18 protein-coding genes and 1 pseudogene are annotated in these 16,096 nt (G+C 64.0%); 11 read left to right on the forward strand and 8 right to left on the reverse strand.

Annotated features, from left to right (window positions below):
• The first annotated feature begins 50 nt into the window (after positions 1–50).
• From ACFOKF_RS06855 to ACFOKF_RS06875, 5 genes and pseudogenes are all read left to right on the forward strand, one after another.
• Positions 51–1,091, forward strand: a complete 1,041-nt coding sequence (locus tag ACFOKF_RS06855) for a glycosyltransferase family 4 protein (protein WP_380794292.1) — start codon at positions 51–53, stop codon at positions 1,089–1,091.
• Positions 1,092–1,217: 126 nt separating this feature from the next.
• Complete coding sequence (locus ACFOKF_RS06860; RefSeq protein ID WP_298399299.1) at positions 1,218–1,901, forward strand: DUF1013 domain-containing protein; 684 nt, start codon at positions 1,218–1,220, stop codon at positions 1,899–1,901.
• 137 nt (positions 1,902–2,038) lie between these two features.
• Positions 2,039–3,744, forward strand: a pseudogene (locus tag ACFOKF_RS06865) (long-chain-fatty-acid--CoA ligase).
• A gap of 159 nt (positions 3,745–3,903) precedes the next feature.
• A complete protein-coding gene (gene msrA, locus ACFOKF_RS06870) occupies positions 3,904–4,437 on the forward strand; it encodes a peptide-methionine (S)-S-oxide reductase MsrA (protein WP_380797680.1) in 534 nt (177 codons plus the stop codon).
• 178 nt (positions 4,438–4,615) lie between these two features.
• Entirely contained in the window at positions 4,616–5,152 is a 537-nt protein-coding gene (locus ACFOKF_RS06875; RefSeq protein ID WP_380794295.1) for a superoxide dismutase family protein, read from the forward strand.
• Positions 5,153–5,163: 11 nt separating this feature from the next.
• Here ACFOKF_RS06875 and thpR read toward each other — a convergent pair whose 3' ends face one another.
• The gene (gene thpR / locus ACFOKF_RS06880) at positions 5,164–5,724 is read right to left on the reverse strand and encodes an RNA 2',3'-cyclic phosphodiesterase (protein WP_380797681.1); all 561 of its coding nucleotides are present in this window, start codon (positions 5,722–5,724) and stop codon (positions 5,164–5,166) included.
• A gap of 234 nt (positions 5,725–5,958) precedes the next feature.
• On the opposite strand from thpR, the gene ACFOKF_RS06885 reads away from it, so the two are divergent.
• On the forward strand, positions 5,959–6,696 hold the full coding sequence (locus ACFOKF_RS06885; protein ID WP_380794297.1) for a Bax inhibitor-1/YccA family protein: 738 nt from the start codon (positions 5,959–5,961) through the stop codon (positions 6,694–6,696).
• Positions 6,697–6,855: 159 nt separating this feature from the next.
• Entirely contained in the window at positions 6,856–7,116 is a 261-nt protein-coding gene (locus ACFOKF_RS06890) for a hypothetical protein (RefSeq protein WP_380794300.1), read from the forward strand.
• Positions 7,117–7,133: 17 nt separating this feature from the next.
• Here ACFOKF_RS06890 and ACFOKF_RS06895 read toward each other — a convergent pair whose 3' ends face one another.
• Complete coding sequence (locus tag ACFOKF_RS06895) at positions 7,134–8,087, reverse strand: L-threonylcarbamoyladenylate synthase (protein WP_380794302.1); 954 nt, start codon at positions 8,085–8,087, stop codon at positions 7,134–7,136.
• Between the two features lie 131 nt (positions 8,088–8,218).
• Here ACFOKF_RS06895 and ACFOKF_RS06900 point away from each other — a divergent pair, with 131 nt between their 5' ends.
• Positions 8,219–9,037 carry an ATP-binding protein gene (locus tag ACFOKF_RS06900; protein WP_380794304.1) on the forward strand — a complete coding sequence of 273 codons (819 nt, stop codon included), beginning with the start codon at positions 8,219–8,221 and terminating at the stop codon, positions 9,035–9,037.
• Positions 9,038–9,186: 149 nt separating this feature from the next.
• Here the strand turns inward: ACFOKF_RS06900 and ACFOKF_RS06905 are convergent, their stop codons facing one another.
• Entirely contained in the window at positions 9,187–10,512 is a 1,326-nt protein-coding gene (locus tag ACFOKF_RS06905) for a PQQ-dependent sugar dehydrogenase (RefSeq protein WP_380794307.1), read from the reverse strand.
• 61 nt (positions 10,513–10,573) lie between these two features.
• Entirely contained in the window at positions 10,574–10,747 is a 174-nt protein-coding gene (locus tag ACFOKF_RS06910; RefSeq protein ID WP_380794309.1) for a hypothetical protein, read from the reverse strand.
• Between the two features lie 229 nt (positions 10,748–10,976).
• Between ACFOKF_RS06910 and ACFOKF_RS06915 the strand changes: the two genes are divergently transcribed.
• Positions 10,977–11,186, forward strand: coding sequence for a hypothetical protein (locus ACFOKF_RS06915; protein ID WP_380797683.1), 210 nt, complete (start codon positions 10,977–10,979; stop codon positions 11,184–11,186).
• 60 nt (positions 11,187–11,246) lie between these two features.
• On the opposite strand, the gene argC is transcribed toward ACFOKF_RS06915, so the two are convergent.
• From argC to ACFOKF_RS06935, 4 genes are read right to left on the reverse strand one after another with little or no spacing between them, the layout of a single operon-like run.
• Positions 11,247–12,191: an N-acetyl-gamma-glutamyl-phosphate reductase gene (argC, locus tag ACFOKF_RS06920; RefSeq protein WP_380794311.1), complete on the reverse strand. Its 945-nt coding sequence runs from the start codon at positions 12,189–12,191 to the stop codon at positions 11,247–11,249.
• The gene (locus ACFOKF_RS06925; protein WP_380794314.1) at positions 12,188–13,096 is read right to left on the reverse strand and encodes a C40 family peptidase; all 909 of its coding nucleotides are present in this window, start codon (positions 13,094–13,096) and stop codon (positions 12,188–12,190) included. Before ACFOKF_RS06925 ends, argC begins: the two co-directional genes overlap by 4 nt.
• Positions 13,056–13,463 (reverse strand): MarR family transcriptional regulator, encoded by a 408-nt coding sequence (locus ACFOKF_RS06930; RefSeq protein WP_380794316.1) that lies wholly within the window; start codon positions 13,461–13,463, stop codon positions 13,056–13,058. The genes ACFOKF_RS06925 and ACFOKF_RS06930 overlap by 41 nt, the downstream gene beginning before the upstream one ends.
• Positions 13,464–13,512: 49 nt before the next feature.
• Positions 13,513–14,910, reverse strand: coding sequence for a leucyl aminopeptidase family protein (locus ACFOKF_RS06935; protein WP_380794319.1), 1,398 nt, complete (start codon positions 14,908–14,910; stop codon positions 13,513–13,515).
• Positions 14,911–15,048: 138 nt separating this feature from the next.
• On the opposite strand from ACFOKF_RS06935, the gene ACFOKF_RS06940 reads away from it, so the two are divergent.
• Positions 15,049–15,249, forward strand: a complete 201-nt coding sequence (locus ACFOKF_RS06940) for a hypothetical protein (protein WP_380797684.1) — start codon at positions 15,049–15,051, stop codon at positions 15,247–15,249.
• Entirely contained in the window at positions 15,249–16,067 is an 819-nt protein-coding gene (locus ACFOKF_RS06945; protein ID WP_380794321.1) for a DUF4163 domain-containing protein, read from the forward strand. Before ACFOKF_RS06940 ends, ACFOKF_RS06945 begins: the two co-directional genes overlap by 1 nt.
• Positions 16,068–16,096: the final 29 nt, after the last annotated feature.

Below are 16,096 nucleotides of genomic sequence, written 5' to 3' on the forward strand. Positions count from 1 at the left end.
TCTCGACACGCTCGAAACGAACGGAGGTCGGTGAAAGAGGGATGGAGTCCATGCGCATAGCGATCGTTACCGATGCCTGGTCGCCGCAGGTCAATGGCGTGGTGCGGACGTTGCAGACGATCCGGGGCGAACTGGAGCGGATGGGGCATGTGGTCGAGGTGATCTCGCCCGACCTTTATGGCTCCATTCCCTGCCCGACCTATCCTGAAATAAGGCTGGCGCTGGTGCGGCCGGGGGTGGTGGGGCAGGCGATCGCCGCGTTCCGGCCCGATGCGGTGCATCTGGCGACGGAGGGACCGCTCTGTCTGGCGGCGCGGCGCTGGTGCCTGCGCGGCGGGGTGCCGTTCACGACGGCCTATCACACCCATTTCCCCGATTATGTGGCGCAGCGCACCGGGCTGCCGGCGGCGTGGTTCTGGCGCTATATCCGTTGGTTCCATGGGCCGGCGCAGGCGGTGCTGGTGTCCACCCGGTCCGTGCGGGACCAGTTGCGCGCCCATGGCCTGCCGCGGGTGCGGCCATGGGGCAGGGGGGTGGACCTGACCGCCTTCATGCCCGATGCGCCGCCGCCCGAAATCTTCGCCGATCTGCCCCGGCCGATACAACTTTATGTCGGGCGGGTCGCGGTGGAGAAGAATCTGGAAGCCTTTCTGGCGACCGACCATCCGGGCACCAAGGTCGTGGTGGGCGACGGGCCGGCGCGCGCGGCGCTGGAGCGGGCCTATCCGCAGGCGCGCTTTCTTGGCTCCCTGTTCGGGGCGGAACTGGCCGGCGCCTATGCCGGGGCGGATGTGTTCGTCTTTCCCAGCCGCACCGACACGTTCGGGCTGGTGATGATCGAGGCGCTGGCCTGCGGCACGCCGGTCGCAGCCTATCCGGTGACGGGTCCGGTGGATATTGTGACGCCGGAGACGGGCGCGCTGTCGGAGGATCTGGGCGTGGCGATCGCGCGGGCGCTGACATGCGGCCGGGATGGCTGCGCCGCCTATGGCCGTAGTTTCAGTTGGGAAAGGAGCGCGGAGGAATTTTTGTCCGGCCTTCATGAAATCGATCCCGACCTGATCGCCGATGCTGCCGAAAGCGCCGCCTGACGCTTTTCTTGGCGGAATTCCTTGCCGGATGCGGCGGGATGTTCTATCTCTGATCCGTCGTGGCCGCCCTGCTTGGGCGGCCCTTATCGTTTTTACGTGCGGAGAAGTCCCGTGTCCCAGCCCCTCATGCCCCATGCGACCGCCAGTTGGCTGGTCGACAACAGTGCTCTGAGTTTCGACCAGATCGCGGAATTTTGCGGGCTTCATATCCTGGAAGTGCAGGCGATCGCAGACGATACCGCCAGCATCAAATATACCGGCCGCGATCCGGTGCGCGCCCATGAAATCACCATGGACGAAATCCACAAGGGCGAAAGCAACCCCGATTACAAGCTGAAGATGCTGAAGGGACCGGAGCCGGTCCGTCGCACCAAGGGGCCGCGCTACACCCCGGTCAGCAAGCGTCAGGACAAGCCGGACGGCATCGCCTGGATCCTGCGCAACCATCCCGAAATTTCGGACGGCGCGATCGGCAAGCTGATCGGCACCACGCGCACCACCATCGCGGCGATCCGCGACCGCACCCACTGGAACATCAGCAACATCACCCCCAAGGACCCGGTGACGCTGGGCCTGTGTTCGCAGCGCGAACTGGACTCGCTGGTCAGCAAGGCGGCGAAGAAGGCGGGCATCGAGGCGCCGACCGATTCGCGTCTGGACGGCGACCGCGAGGCGCTGATCAACGAACTGCGTCGCGAGCGCGAGGACGCTGCGCGCCGCGCCGAGGATGCGCTCAAGAGCGAGTCCGAATTCATTTCCGGCGCCGCCACGATCCTCGACCCGTTCAGCAACAACAAGGGCGAGGTGTGATGCCGTAGCGTCATCGGCGGCTGTCGCTAAGCCGCTGCTGCGCTGGATTTTTCAAGGGGCTGCGCCGTCTGACGGGGCAGCCCTTTTTCGTTGGTTGACGCTTGCGTAAAGCAGATGATGGCCATACACTTCGGGCCATGGAGAGCGTAGAAAAAATCCTGACGGATCATTATCGTCATCCCACCAAATGGGATCAGACCTTCCCCCGCTGTCGATGGGACAGATGGTGACGGACAGCGCCACGGCGCATCCCGACGCCCATATGATCGACTTCATGGGACGCAAATTCAGCTATGGCGAGATGTACGGCCAGATCCGTCGCATCGCCTGCGGATTGCAGGCCATGGGGGTGAAGAAGGGCGACCGGGTCGGCCTGTACCTGCCCAACACGCCCCATTATGTCGCGGCCTATTATGGCGCGCTGATGGCCGGCGCGATCGTCGTCAATTTCTCTCCCCTCTATACCGCCGCCGAACTGGAGCATCAGGTCGAGGATAGCGGCACGAAGATCCTGTTCACCCTGTCGGCCAAGGCGCTGTTGCCCACGGCTCTGGAGGTGCTGGAGCATAGCACGCTGGAAACGCTGATCGTGGGATCGGTGGCGGAAGTGCTGTCGCCGGTCAAATCCCTCCTGTTCCGCTGGTTCAAGGCGAGCGAGTGCGTGGCGTTGCCCAACGATCCGCGCGTCATCCGCTATGACCGGTTCATGGCGAACAAGGGCGATTGCGCGGTGGCGGAAATCGATCCGGTCAACGACATTGCGTTGCTGCAATATACCGGCGGCACCACCGGCACGCCCAAGGGCGCGATGCTGACGCACCAGAATCTGACCGCCAATGCGCGGCAGGCGCAGGCGATCGACCCGCACGCCAATGAGGAGGACCGCATCATCGCGGTGCTGCCCTTCTTCCATGTGTTCGCCAATACCTGCACGCTCAACAGGACGGTGGTGAATGGCGGGGAGATGGTGATGCTGCCGCGTTTCGACGCGGCGCAGGTGCTGGCGGCGGTGCAGCGGGTCAAGGCGACGTCGCTGCCGGGCGTGCCGACCATGTATCAGGCGCTGCTGGACCATCCGGCGATCCGCAATGTCGATTTCTCCTCTTTGCGGGCGTGCATTTCCGGCGGGGCGCCGCTGCCGCTGGAGGTGAAGCAGAAATTCGAGGCGGCGACCGGCGCGCGGCTGATCGAAGGCTATGGCCTGACCGAAACCAGCCCGATCGTGTGCACCAACCCCTATGAGGGGCTGAACAAGACCGGGACGGTGGGGCAGCCGGTGCCCGGCACGCGCGTCAAGCTGGTCGACCGCGAAGATCCCACCAAACCGCCGCCGGAGGGCGAGCCGGGCGAATTGCTGTTTGCCGGGCCGCAGATCATGAAGGGCTATTGGAACCGACCTGATGCGGATGCAGAGGTGTTTGTCGGCGAATATGTCCGCACCGGGGATGTCGGCATCGTCGACGAAGATGGCTATGTGAAGATCGTCGACCGGCTGAAGGACATGATCGCGGTTGGCGGGTTCAAGGTGTTCCCGAGTCAGGTCGAGGCGGTGCTGTACCATCATCCGGCGGTCAAGGAAGCGCTGGTGATTGGCGTGCCCGATCGGTATCGCGGCGAACAGCCCAAGGCGTTCGTGACGCTGAACGAGGGCGCGGAGATGGACGGGCCGGACCTGAAGGACTGGCTCAATCCGCAACTGGGCAAGCATGAACGGGTGTGCGAGGTGGAAGTGCGCCTGAACCTGCCCAAGACGCTGGTCGGCAAGCTGTCGCGCAAGGAACTGGTGGCCGAAGAGCGGGCGAAAGCGGAAGCCGCGCGGCAAGAGGCTGGAACAGCGGCCTGATCCTTCCTATCTGTGCGGCGTCTGGTGATGCGCCTGACGGCGCATGATCCGCACCAGCCCGCTCCCCCACCCGACCACCCATAGAATACTGGCGTAGGGTGGCCGGGTGGGGGAGCGGGCTGGTGCTGTCTAACGCTTCGCAGAGTTAAGGAATCGATGATGACGCAGGAAATCGCGACGCTGGCCGGGGGCTGCTTCTGGTGCACGGAGGCGGTCTATCAGAATTTGAAGGGCGTTCAGGGCGTTGAGAGCGGCTATATTGGCGGGAAGGTGCCCAATCCGACCTATGAACAGGTCTGTTCGGGCGCGACCGACCATGCCGAGGCGATCCGCATCACCTATGATCCGACGGTCATCAGCTATGCCGATCTGCTGGACATTTTCTTCGCGACTCATAATCCGACGACGCTGAATCGGCAGGGGAATGATGTCGGCACCCAATATCGGTCCGCCATCTTCCCCCATTCGCCGGAACAGGCGGCGGAGGCCCGCGCCGGGATCGAACGGGCGCAGGCGGATCAGAGCGACCCGATCGTGACCGCGATCGAGCCGGATGCGCCCTGGTATCCGGCGGAGGATTATCACCAGAAATATTGGGATCGGGTTGGCGACCAGAACCCCTATTGCATGGCGGTCATCCCGCCCAAGCTGGCGAAGCTGCGCAAGGGCTTTGCGGCGCGGATCGAAGGCTGAGACGGGGCGGCTGTCCCGGTGGTAGCGCCATGCCGGAGGGCGTGGCTGCGGTCCGATTCCAACCGATGATAATGAAAATCAGTAGGTTGAGGGGTGACAAATCGATGCGTATCGGCAACAAAATAGCCTGTGCCGCGTTCGCGCGATAGACCTGCATCCTGCCTTCCGGGAGTTTCATATGAAGATGATTCCGCTTTTCGCCGCCCTGCCATTCGCGCTGGCCGCGTCGGCCTGTGCAACGACCGGGGGCAGTACGACCCCGGCGCCGACCGCTTCGGCCAAGCTGGCCGCAGGCGACGGCGCGGCGCGCGGCACGGCGACCGTCACCGAGGCGGGCGATGGCCTGCATGTCGTGGTCAAGGCGCAGGGGCTGACGCCGGGCATTCATGCCGTGCACATCCACACGACCGGCCAGTGCGTCGGCCCGGACTTCACCAGCGCAGGCGGCCACTGGAATCCGACCGCGCGCAAGCATGGCAAGGATAATCCCGCCGGCATGCATATGGGCGACATGCCCAATATGACGGTTGCGCCCGACGGCACTGGGGCTATCGAATATCATGTCCCCGGCGGCGCGATCAGCGGTGGCGAGACGCCATTGCTGGACGCGGACGGCGCGGCGATCGTGATCCATGCGCAGGCCGACGACAATGTCAGCGACCCTGCGGGTAATGCCGGCGGCCGCGTGGCGTGCGGCGTGCTGAGTGCGAAATGATTTGAAAAGGCTCAGCCCGGTTCGCTGGTGCGATCCGGGCTGCTGGCCTGATATTCCTCGATCGGGTGATAGGTCGCGCCGCCATGGCCGATCCGGCTTTCATAAAGATGGAAGCTGCCGACCCGGAATGGCGTGCCTGACAAGCCGGCATGGCGCGCAAGAAACGGATCGATGAAGCCGCCCGCGCGGCCAAACCGCGCCAAGGTGATATGCGGCAGATAGGCGCGGCTTTCCGGCTCCAGCCCGATCGAGACGCAGGCGCGATCAATCTTCCTGTGGAGTGCGGCGAGCGGATCGCGCGGCTGGACCCCGGCCCAGAGGGTGTCGACAACGCCCTTGCGATCGAAGCTGCCCACGCCATCGAGATGAATGTCGAACGGCGCAAAACGGATTCCCGCCAGCGCATCGGCGATGTCATTGGCGCTATGGCGATCCACTTCGCCGATGAAGCGCAATGTCAGATGAAGCTGGTCATCATCCTGCCAGCGGGCGCCCTCCACCCCGGCCATCAGCGACAGAAGATGCGCGCGCTGTTCGGCGGGCGGGCGGATGGCGACGAACAGGCGATACATATCGTTCATATAGGGCGGCAGACAGGATTTGCCGCATTCTTTTGCGGTCATGCCGTTGGCGCGCGCGAGTCGGGGCGCTAAGCGAGGTTGATGTCACCTTTGTAATGGGCGGGTGGCGATTGGCTGTCCTGTTCGTGACGAACTGGTCACGATGCCGGTTTGGCTTGAAGTCGGACCGCGTTGCGCCGATAATAGGACAAGCCGGTAAAGAGTATCGGCAAAGGAGAATTATTCATGGCCAACTGGTCCGATCCCCGTTCCGACATTGCGGGCTTTGGCGGCGGCGCCACCGCCGCGCGTGGCGAGGCGTTCGACGCCGGGCTGCGCCGTTACATGCTGTCGGTGTATAATTATATGGCGAGCGGCGTGCTGCTGACCGGCGTGGTCGCGATGCTGTTCGCATCGAGCGGGCTTGCGTTTCAGATTCTGGCAGGCCCCGGCATCCTGAAATATGTCATCATGTTTGCGCCGCTGGTGTTCGTGATGGTGATGAGCCTGGGCGTCAATCGCCTGTCGACCGTCACGATGCAGGCGCTGTTCTGGTCCTATGCCGCGGTGATGGGCCTGTCGCTGTCTTCGATCTTCCTGGTCTATACCGGCACGTCGATCGCGCAGACCTTCTTCGCGACGGCGGCGGCCTTTGCGGGGCTGAGCCTTTATGGCTACACCACCAAGAAGGATCTGTCGGGTTTCGGCACCTTCCTGATCATGGGTCTGGTGGGTCTGCTGGTCGCCAGCCTGATCAACATCTTCCTCAAGTCCAGCGCGATGGATCTGGTCATCAGCATCGTTGGCGTCCTGCTGTTTGCCGGCCTGACCGCCTATGACACGCAGAAGATCAAGAGCATCTACGCGCATGTCGCGGGTACGGACATGATGGGCAAGTCGGTGGTGCTGGGGGCGCTGAACCTCTATCTCGACTTCATCAATATGTTCCTGTTCCTGCTGCGCTTCATGGGCGATCGCCGCTGATCGCGACATAGAATAGAGAATGTGAAAAGGCCCGGCGAATAGTTCGCCGGGCCTTTTTCTTTGCGCCGCGACGGGCGATAGTCTTTCACGGCGTTCTTAGGTGCAGGTCCATCTGCGCCATGGCATGAGCGGGCGGATCAACGGGTTGGGGATTGAACGATGAAGAAGATGATGTTGGCGACGCCCCTGCTGCTGCTGGCGCTGCAGGGATGCGTGCGCACGGTGGCGAGCGTGGTGACGGCGCCGGTGCGGGCGGGGTCGCAAGTGGTGGACTGGACGACGACCAGCCAGGACGAAGCCGATCGCAACTATGGCCGCAAGATGCGCAAGCAGGAAGCGCGCGAGGGCAAGGAGCGCAAGAAGGCGGATAAGGAGCGGCGCAAGCAATGCCGCGAAGCCGGTTACGACAATTGCGGATGATCGGTTGACGCCCGCGATCAGGCGGCCGCGCGTTTCAGCCGGTCGTTGATTGCGGCGCCTATGCCCTCCATCGGGATGGGAGCTACGGCAATGCGGGGCGTGGCGCTGGCGTCGGCGATGTGCAGCGCAGCGAAGAGATTGGCCGCCGCTTCATGCAGGTCGGCTTCGGGGCTGAGATTGATGTGGCAGGGCATCAGCCCGAAGCCGATCAGATATTCATCCTTTTCCGCGCGCAGGGCGTCAAGGCGCACCGGCTTTGACGGGGCATAATGGCTTTCGAGCTGGCCGGGCGCCTCTATCTTCGTGTCGCCGCCGATCATGACGGGCAGCCCGGTCGCTTCCGCCAGCATGACCGCGGTCACCGGGCCGGGACGCAGCAGGCGGACGCGATCGGCCTCCGGCGCGGCGATGGTGGATTCCAGGCCCTCGCTGGTCGGACCTTCGTCCAGGATCATGCGGATCTTGCCATTGAGGCTGGCGAGCACATGTTCGGCGCGCGTCGGGCTGATCGATCCGCTGCGGTTGGCGGACGGGGCGGCGAGGGGGCAGCCGCTTTCGCGGATCAGCGCACGCATCGCCGGATGGGCGGGCAGGCGCAACGCCACGGTTGGCAGGCCGGCCATCACCAGCGGCGACAGGCCGCTGTCGGCGCGGACAGGCAGCACCAAAGTCAGGGGGCCGGGCCAGAAGCGGTCGGCCAGCTTTTGCGCCACGGGCGAGAAGTCCGCCAGTCGCTGCGCCATATCGCGGTCGGCGACGTGGACGATCAGCGGGTTGAAGCTGGGGCGTCCTTTCGCGCTGTAGATGGCGGCCACGGCGCTGCTGTCGGTCGCATCGGCGGCCAGGCCATAGACGGTTTCGGTGGGAACGGCGACCGGTTCTCCGGCGCGGATCAGCAAGGCTGCCTCACGCAGCGCTTCAGCGCCATAGCGGCAGGATCGGGTGGAAAAGGCTGATTGTGCGATAGTCACGGCCCCCGCGATATAGTCCCCGATTTCCGCGAGTAAAAGGCCATTGCGTAACGACCATGACAAAGCTGCAATATCTGATGCCGATGGTGAGGCAGCTTGTCTGGGCGGGGCAGGGCGGTTAAGCCGCCGCCATGACTGACGCACTTCTGACCCGCATCGCCGAGGCGCTGGAGCGCCTGGCCCCGCCGCCGCCCATTTCCGCCGATCTGGAGGCTGCCCCAGCCTATGTCTGGGACGGCCACGCTATCCATGCGGTGGAGGCGTTCGCGCCGATGGATTATGCTCTGTTGAGCGGGATCGACGCGCAAAAGAGCGCGCTGCTGAACAATAGCCGTCGCCATGCCGCCGGCCATGCCGCGCACGACGTGCTGTTGTGGGGGGCGCGGGGCACCGGCAAATCGGCGGTGGTTGCGGGCGTGGTCGGCCGGCTGCAGGCTGAGGGGCAGAATATCGCCCTGATGCAATGCGCGATTGACGAACTGGCAAGCCTGCCAAAGCTGTTTGCGCTGCTGCGCGGGACGACGCGCCCGTTCATCCTGTTCCTCGACGATCTGGGCTTTGACGATCATGGCGTGGGGGATGCCCGCGCATTGCGGTCGTTGTTGCAGGGCGGGACGGCGGCGCGGCCGGCGAATGTCCGCCTGTATGTGACGTCCAACCGCCGCCATATCGTGCCGCGCCATCTGGCCGAACAGGATGACCCCGTCAATCCGCGCGATGTGATCGACGACAAGATGGCGCTGTCCGATCGGTTCGGCTTGAGCCTGGGTTTCCACGCGATCGATCAGGACGCCTATGTCGCGATCGTCAGCGGCTATGCCGGCAAGCTGGGCCTGATCTTCGATCCGCTGGAGGCGATCCAGTGGGCAACGCAGCGCGGCAGTCGATCGGGCCGGGTTGCCTGGCAATATGTGGTGGAACTGGCCGGGCGAAACGGACTGACGATATAAGAGTTTAATTGGAAAATGCGCGAAAGCGCGCATTTTCGATACGGTGCCAGCCCACACCCCCACCCGACCACCCATCAGGATACTATGTCTGGGTGGTCGGGTGGGGGTGTGGGCTGGCACCGGTGCGCCACGAACGCAATTCAGAGGTGCTACTTCGCCTTCGTGACCCGCCAGATTACGCCGCCGACATCGTCGCTGACCAGCAGGGCGCCCTTGGCGTCGGCGGTGATGTCAACCGGGCGGCCCTGCGCCGCGCCATCCTTGTCGAGGAAGCCGGTCAGGATGTCGACGGGCTTGGCCTTGCCAGCCTCGCCATCGTCAAAGCCGACATAGACGACCTTGTAGCCGGCGGCGGGCTTGCGGTTCCAACTGCCGTGCAGGCCGACAAAGGCGCCGTCGGTATAGGGCGCGCCAAGCTGAACCTTGTCGGCGAAAGTGAGGCCGAGCGGGGCGACATGATTGCCCAGCGCATAATCGGGGCGCTTGGTATATTCCCGGATTTCCGGGCGCTGCGGCTGAACGCGGCGATCCTCATAGCCGCCCCAGTAATTCCACGGCCAGCCATAGAAAGCGCCAAATTCAACACGGGTCAGATAGTCGGGGACGAGATCGCCGCCCAGCATGTCGCGTTCATTGACTACGCCCCACAAAGCGCCGCTCTTTGGCTCAAACGCCAGGCCGACCGGGTTCCGCAGACCCGATGCGAAGATGCGCTTATAACCGGACTTGGGATTGACTTCGAGGACGAGGGCGCGGCCCTTCTCCACTTCCAGCCCATTGTCGCCAATATTGCTGTTGGAACCGATGCCGACATAGAGCAGCCCTTCCGGGCTGGCGGCCAGACTCTTGGTCCAGTGCTGATTGGGCGCCTGGGCGGGAAGATCGATGATCTTGCGGCCCTTGGCGGCGATCTTGAGGGCACCTTCCTTATAGGGGAAGGCCATCAGCGCGTCGGTGTTGGCGACATAGAGCGTGTCGCCGATCAGCGCCATGCCATAGGGCGAGTTGAGGCCGGTGAGGAAGGCGGTCTTTGTTTCCGCCTTGCCGTCTCCATCGGCGTCGCGCAGCAGGGTGATGCGGTTGGCCGAAGGGACGCCGGCGCCGGCCTTGTTCATCAAATAATTCATGACCCGCTGGACGAGGCCGTCCTTCGGGCGCGGCGGGCTGTTGGTTTCGGCGACCAATATGTCGCCATTGGGCAGGCGCAGCATCGAACGCGGATGGGCAAGGCCGTCAGCGAAGCGCGCAACGGCCAGCCCCTTGGCCGCAACGGGTTTGGCATCGCCCTTCCATGGTTTCACTTCGGCAATGTTGATTGTGGGCAACATTTCGCTGCGCGGGCTGGTGAAGACCGGTTCGCGTCCGGTGTCGGATCCTACGGGCAGTTGGGCGGTGTCGCCCTGCGCCAGATAAAGAAAAACGCCGCCGGCCAGAGCCAGGGCGACGAGCGGCAGGGCAATGAAATGCTTCTTCATGCGTCCACATCTATGCGGGCGCGAAGCGGTGAGCAAGGTCGATGCGGTGGGAGAGTCGCGCTTATTTGCCGCGTTCGCGCAGGTAGAGGAGAAGGGCGATCAGGATGCCAAGCGCGGCCCCTGCAAGCAGTCCGATGCTGGGCTGGCCCATCATGCCGCCAACGATGGCGCCGCCCAATATGAGGAAAGCGATGATTGCGCCGGCGCCGGTGGGGTTGCTATTGCCCTTGCTCATGTCCGGTCCTTGCCATGGGCCGCAGGGGAAGGCCAGCGGGTTTATGGGCGGCGCGCCATTGCCTTGTTGTGGGACGATCTGTCCCGTTGCCGGACAATCGTTCCAAGGTGGGACTTGGCTAATATCGGATTCACCCTCGTGGCCGGCCATATGAGCCAAGGCGTTGAAATGGCATGGGGATTGAATGGCGCGTCAGGCAAAAGGTCGCCAAGAAAAGTCGGGGGTTACAATGCAGGTGCCATATCTTGCGAACCGCAAGAGCTATGAGGATGCCGCCGAACTGATGACGCTGTTTGGCGCGGATGCCGGCTATGAAGCGGCCGCGCGCGCCGACCGCAGTCTCGATCAGGGCAATCATATCCATTTCTGCCACTGGCGGCAGATTGAGCGGCTGATCGTGCTGCTTGCCTACAATCAACCGCTCGGAACGATCCACTGAGAGTCTTTTGTTTTCCGTATTTTGCGAGCCGTCATCTGTTTCAGATGACTTCAAAATACTCTAGAGGCGCAGTCCTGCCGTTTCGGGCAGGCCCGCCAATATGTTGAGATTCTGGACGGCAGCGCCCGCTGCGCCCTTGCCCAGATTGTCGAGCGCCGCGACCAGCCGCGCCTGACCGCGATCTTCATTGCCGAAAACGAACAAAGCCAGGCGATCGGTTGCGCCGACATGCTCCAACGAGACATTGCCCATGGCGGCGCTGTCCTCCAGCGCGGCGACGCTGACGATCGGCGATCCGGCATAGGCGGCGGCAAGCGCTGCATGCAGATCGGCAACAGACGGCGTGCCGGGCATGGCGCGCAATTGCAGCGGCACTTCCACGATCATGCCGCGATAGGCATTGGCCACGGCCGGCGCGAAGAGCGGCGGATGAGCAAGGCCGGAGTAGCGGGTCATTTCCGGCACATGCTTGTGCGCCAGCGTAAGGCCATAGGGCAGGAAAGCGCTGGGCGCGCCCGCTGCGCCTTCATAATCGGCGATCATCGCCTTGCCGCCGCCCGAATAGCCCGATGCGCCCGACACCGTCACCGGCCAATCTGCGGGGAGCAGTCCTGTCAGCACCAGCGGCCGCACCAGCGCCAGAAAGCCGGTGGGCCAGCAGCCCGGATTGGCGACGAAGCGGCTGTTGGCCAGCACATCCCGATGGCCCGGCTCCAGTTCGGGAAAGCCATAGGTCCATCCATCCGCGACCCGATGCGCGGTCGAAGCGTCGATGACGCGGGTATGATCATTGTCGATCAGCGACACGGCTTCGCGCGCAGCATCGTCCGGCAGGCAGAGGATGACAATGTCGGCAGCGTTGAGCGCATCGCGGCGCGCATCGGCGTCTCGACGCTTCTCTTCCGGGACGGTGATCAGCGAGAGTTCGGGGCGATCGGCAAGCCGATCGGCAATTTCGATGCCGGTCGTGCCATGGCCGCCGTCGATGAAGATCTTCGTGCTCATGGCGTCAACCTCCGCCGGGCGATGATGGGCTGGACATGCGTATCGGCCAAGCGCGCGACGACGTCCGCCAGCGGTTCGCGCACCACGGACATCCAATAGGCGTTGGCGTGGAGCAGAGTCTTGCCATCGGTCATGATGCCGACATGGCCGGGAAAGAAGATGAGGTCGCCCCGTTGCAGCGGCGCTTCGCTGTCGATCGGTTCGCCAATGCCTTCGCATTGCAGGTCGGTGTCGCGCGGAACGGCGGTGCCGGCGGCGCCCAGGGCGACCTGTACCAGACCCGAACAGTCGATGCCGCGATGGCCACGGCCTCCCCAGACATAGGGGCGGCCGATATAGGATTTCGCTACGGCCACCCAGTCCGACTCCAGATCGGCGGCGGGGGCGGTGTGACGAATGTGAATGAAGCCGTCGGCGCAGGCGATGAAGTCGCCCTGCACCTCGCCCGAGAAACGGGCGCTGCGCGGCCAATAGTCGGCGATCGGCGATTTAATGTCCGGCGCGCTGAAGAGAGGCGCCACCGCAGCGGAAATGCGATGGGTCGGCTTATCCTCCACATCCAGAGCATCGCGACGCACATAGCCGACATAGCCGTCATGGCCGCAAAAGCCCCAGGCCCAATCGGTCGTCACATCGAGCGCATGGAAGATTTCGCCGCGCAGCAATTCGCTGACGGCTTCCGACGTCGGTGACGCGGCCGACAGAATGGGCGCGCCGGGCGCGACGCAAGTCAGCGCGACAGCGCGCGCATAATGGGCGGAGAAAAGCGTGCCCGCCAGCGCAAGGTCGGCGAGATCGCCGCGCGCAGCATGGACGCGGCGGTCAAGCGCGACCGATCGGCCGTCCAGCTTGAACCGGGTTCTTTCAGGCGGTGCGTTCCGCGTGGGGGTGTTCGTGCCGTTCATCGCGCGCGGTTCCTGCGATGAAATGGTGAAAGGCGTCAAGGAATTCCGCGCCTTTTGGCGTCCGGGTGATGAAAATATTACGACGATCAGCTGCGTCCCGCTCCCGGCGGAGGTAGCCGAGCGCCGAAAGCTTGTTGAGGGCGCGTGTAATGACCGGCTTCGACACATGCAGCGCTTCGGCCAGACCGCGCACCGTATGCGGGCCGGAACCGATATAGACGGTCATCATCAGAGCCATTTGCCGATTGGTCAGGTCCGGTTTGCCCGACCGGACATAATCGACCAGGGTCCGCATCCACTCCCCCAGCGGCTGGAGGCCGGAACGCCCTATTTCCAGGGCACGGTCGGAAGCTGAATGTGCGTTCATGCACCCTTAACGCACGATTCCCAATCCGGTTGCGTAACGGATGCGCGGCTTATGATGTCCGTTCGTAGCGTTGCTGAAGCAGGCGGAAAACGGCGCGCATGCCGAGCGCTTCGCCGCCCTTGGGCCGGCCGGGTTTGCCCGACGGGCGCCAGGCGAAGGTGTCGAGATGCAGCCATGCCGTATCGTCCGGTACGAAGCGCTTGAGGAACAGCGCGGCGGTGATCGCGCCGGCAAAGCCGCCTTCGCCGGCATTGTTGATGTCGGCCACATCCGATTTCAGCATGTCGGCATAGCCATCCCACAGCGGCAGACGCCATGTCGGATCGTCGACCTGCGCGCCCAGCGTCGCCATGTCGGCCGCCAGCGCATCATCATTGGTGAAGAGGGCAGGAAGGTCCGGGCCGACCGCGACCCGCGCTGCGCCAGTGAGCGTCGCGAAGTCGATCACCAGTTCGGGCTTTTCCTCGCCTGCGCGGGTCAGCGCATCGCCCAGCACCAGCCGTCCTTCGGCGTCGGTATTGCCGATTTCCACCGTCAGCCCCTTGCGCGTGCGCAAAATGTCGCCGGGACGGAAGGCATTGCCGGAAATGGCGTTTTCGGCCGCCGCGATCAGCATGTGCAGGCGCACCGGCAGGCGCGCCGCCATGATCAGCCGTGCAAGGCCCAGCGCATGAGCCGCGCCGCCCATATCCTTCTTCATCAGGCGCATGCCGGAGGATGGCTTGATGTCGAGGCCGCCGCTGTCGAAGCAGATGCCCTTGCCCACGATCGCGATGCGCGGATGGGCCGGATCGCCCCAGCTCATTTCGATGAGGCGCGGGGCGAAGCTCTTGTCCGCTGCCTTGCCCACCGCATGGATCATCGGATAGCCCTGTTCCAGCGCATCGCCGCGGGTGGTGGTGACGACCGCGCCAAACAGTTTTGCGACCTTTTCCGTGGCCGCTTCCAGATCGGGCGGACCCATGTCGGCAGCGGGGGTGTTGACCATGTCGCGCACCAGAGCGACCGACCGCGCCAGTTGCACCGTCGCGTCGATCTGCGCCACGCCGCTGGTCAGCAGCACGCGGCCGCCGGCGGGGGCATCATCCTTGCGATAGCGGTCAAAGCGATATTGCGCTGTCAGCCAGCCCAGCGCGGCGGCTCCGGGCGTTCCCTCCGCCAGACGATAGCTGCCTTCCGGCAGGGTTTCGGCAAGGCGGGCGAGACACCATGTTCCCAGGGCGCTCTTGTCCGCGACGGCGGCAACGACGCTCCAGTCGTCCGCGCCGTCGCCGGGCAGGATCGCCTGTTCCCCGGCCTTGCCCTTGAAACGCTGCGCCGCGACCAGTGCGCGCACCCGTTCGGGCTGGCTGGCGAGCCATGTGTCATGGTCCTTGGCGCTGATCAGGTGGATCGAACGGGCGGGCTGCTGGTTGTCTGCCTTGAGCAGATCGGAAAGGTCGGTCATTGCGCGGGTGTAAGGGAAAGCCGGCGGCCATGGAAAGCCAAAATTTCATCGTCGCCCGGGCACTGTCCACCCTTTCTTCCTTTGCGCAAATCAATGGGAAAGCCTAGATTTACCGCATAACAGAGAAGGAGATGGATGATGATTCATGGTGATGACCGCAGCCTTCAGGCAGCGCGCGCGCGGGCCTATGCGCTCGCCGAAACCGGACGTTATGACAATAGTAATGCCGTGCAGCAGGCGCTGGTGGCGGAGGGCTGGTCCAACGCGGGCCGTGCGCTTGACAGCGACTATGCGCGCAAGGCCGTTGGTGAACGGTGTCGGGTGGCCCAGACGCATTGATGCGGCATAAAGCATATGGATGTGCGGCGGTCTTGCTGGCCGCCGCCTGTTCGCCGTCGCAGCAACCGTCGGGCGGTAATGCATCGGCCAATGCGGCGGCGAGCCGGTTTGTCGGGACCATGGTGGGCGCCCCCAAGCCGGCACCGCCCGCCAAGCCTTTCGTAGAAAAGGATAAAAGCGCGTTTCTTGAATTTTCCTATGCCTATCCGGCGCAGGCGGCCGCTATCCCCTTTCTGGTCGACAAGTTCGGCAAGGAGGCGCAGTCCTCCAAGGCCGACGCGTTGAGCATGGCGAAGGCCGACAGCGAATCTGCGAAAAAGGCGGGCTATCCTTTCCGCCCGCACAGTCTGGAAACCCAATGGCGCGTGGCGGCGGATACGCCGCGCTTCCTGTCGCTGCGCTCTGAAACCTATGTCTATACCGGCGGCGCACATGGCATGACCGGCTATGACGTGGTCCTGTGGGACAAGGCCCGTCGGCGCGAAACCAGCGTGAAAGCGCTGATGACGACGCCAGCGGCCTTTGCGGCGGCGATCCGTGACCGCTTTTGCGAGGAACTGGACCGGGAGAGGGTGGAAAAGCGCGGAGAGCCGGTGGTGCGCGGTGATGACGATTTCACCAAATGCATCGATCCGATGGAGCAGGTGCTGGCGCCCGCATCGAAAGACGGCAAGCTGATTGATGGTGTGACCGTGATCATCGGTCCCTACAGCGCCGGTCCCTATGCGGAGGGCAGCTATGAAGTCGCGTTGCCGGTGGACGCCGCAATGCGCAAGGCGATCAAGACCGAATATCAGGATGGGTTCGTGAAACCCTGACTTCTCCCCCTCCGTTCGCTTCTGGCTAT

Source organism: Sphingobium rhizovicinum (assembly GCF_042647625.1).
Taxonomy (GTDB): domain Bacteria; phylum Pseudomonadota; class Alphaproteobacteria; order Sphingomonadales; family Sphingomonadaceae; genus Sphingobium; species Sphingobium rhizovicinum.

Bases quoted from the DNA above. Each gene is read 5' to 3' on its own strand.
- ACFOKF_RS06855 (WP_380794292.1), top strand. From the start codon at position 51: ATGCGCATAGCGATCGTTACCGATGCCTGGTCGCCGCAGGTCAATGGC.
- ACFOKF_RS06860 (WP_298399299.1), top strand. From the start codon at position 1,218: ATGCCCCATGCGACCGCCAGTTGGCTGGTCGACAACAGTGCTCTGAGT.
- msrA (WP_380797680.1), top strand. From the start codon at position 3,904: ATGACGCAGGAAATCGCGACGCTGGCCGGGGGCTGCTTCTGGTGCACG.
- ACFOKF_RS06875 (WP_380794295.1), top strand. From the start codon at position 4,616: ATGAAGATGATTCCGCTTTTCGCCGCCCTGCCATTCGCGCTGGCCGCG.
- thpR (WP_380797681.1), bottom strand. From the start codon at position 5,724: ATGTATCGCCTGTTCGTCGCCATCCGCCCGCCCGCCGAACAGCGCGCG.
- ACFOKF_RS06885 (WP_380794297.1), top strand. From the start codon at position 5,959: ATGGCCAACTGGTCCGATCCCCGTTCCGACATTGCGGGCTTTGGCGGC.
- ACFOKF_RS06890 (WP_380794300.1), top strand. From the start codon at position 6,856: ATGAAGAAGATGATGTTGGCGACGCCCCTGCTGCTGCTGGCGCTGCAG.
- ACFOKF_RS06900 (WP_380794304.1), top strand. From the start codon at position 8,219: ATGACTGACGCACTTCTGACCCGCATCGCCGAGGCGCTGGAGCGCCTG.
- ACFOKF_RS06905 (WP_380794307.1), bottom strand. From the start codon at position 10,512: ATGAAGAAGCATTTCATTGCCCTGCCGCTCGTCGCCCTGGCTCTGGCC.
- ACFOKF_RS06910 (WP_380794309.1), bottom strand. From the start codon at position 10,747: ATGAGCAAGGGCAATAGCAACCCCACCGGCGCCGGCGCAATCATCGCT.
- ACFOKF_RS06915 (WP_380797683.1), top strand. From the start codon at position 10,977: ATGCAGGTGCCATATCTTGCGAACCGCAAGAGCTATGAGGATGCCGCC.
- argC (WP_380794311.1), bottom strand. From the start codon at position 12,191: ATGAGCACGAAGATCTTCATCGACGGCGGCCATGGCACGACCGGCATC.
- ACFOKF_RS06925 (WP_380794314.1), bottom strand. From the start codon at position 13,096: ATGAACGGCACGAACACCCCCACGCGGAACGCACCGCCTGAAAGAACC.
- ACFOKF_RS06930 (WP_380794316.1), bottom strand. From the start codon at position 13,463: ATGAACGCACATTCAGCTTCCGACCGTGCCCTGGAAATAGGGCGTTCC.
- ACFOKF_RS06935 (WP_380794319.1), bottom strand. From the start codon at position 14,910: ATGACCGACCTTTCCGATCTGCTCAAGGCAGACAACCAGCAGCCCGCC.
- ACFOKF_RS06940 (WP_380797684.1), top strand. From the start codon at position 15,049: ATGATTCATGGTGATGACCGCAGCCTTCAGGCAGCGCGCGCGCGGGCC.
- ACFOKF_RS06945 (WP_380794321.1), top strand. From the start codon at position 15,249: ATGCGGCATAAAGCATATGGATGTGCGGCGGTCTTGCTGGCCGCCGCC.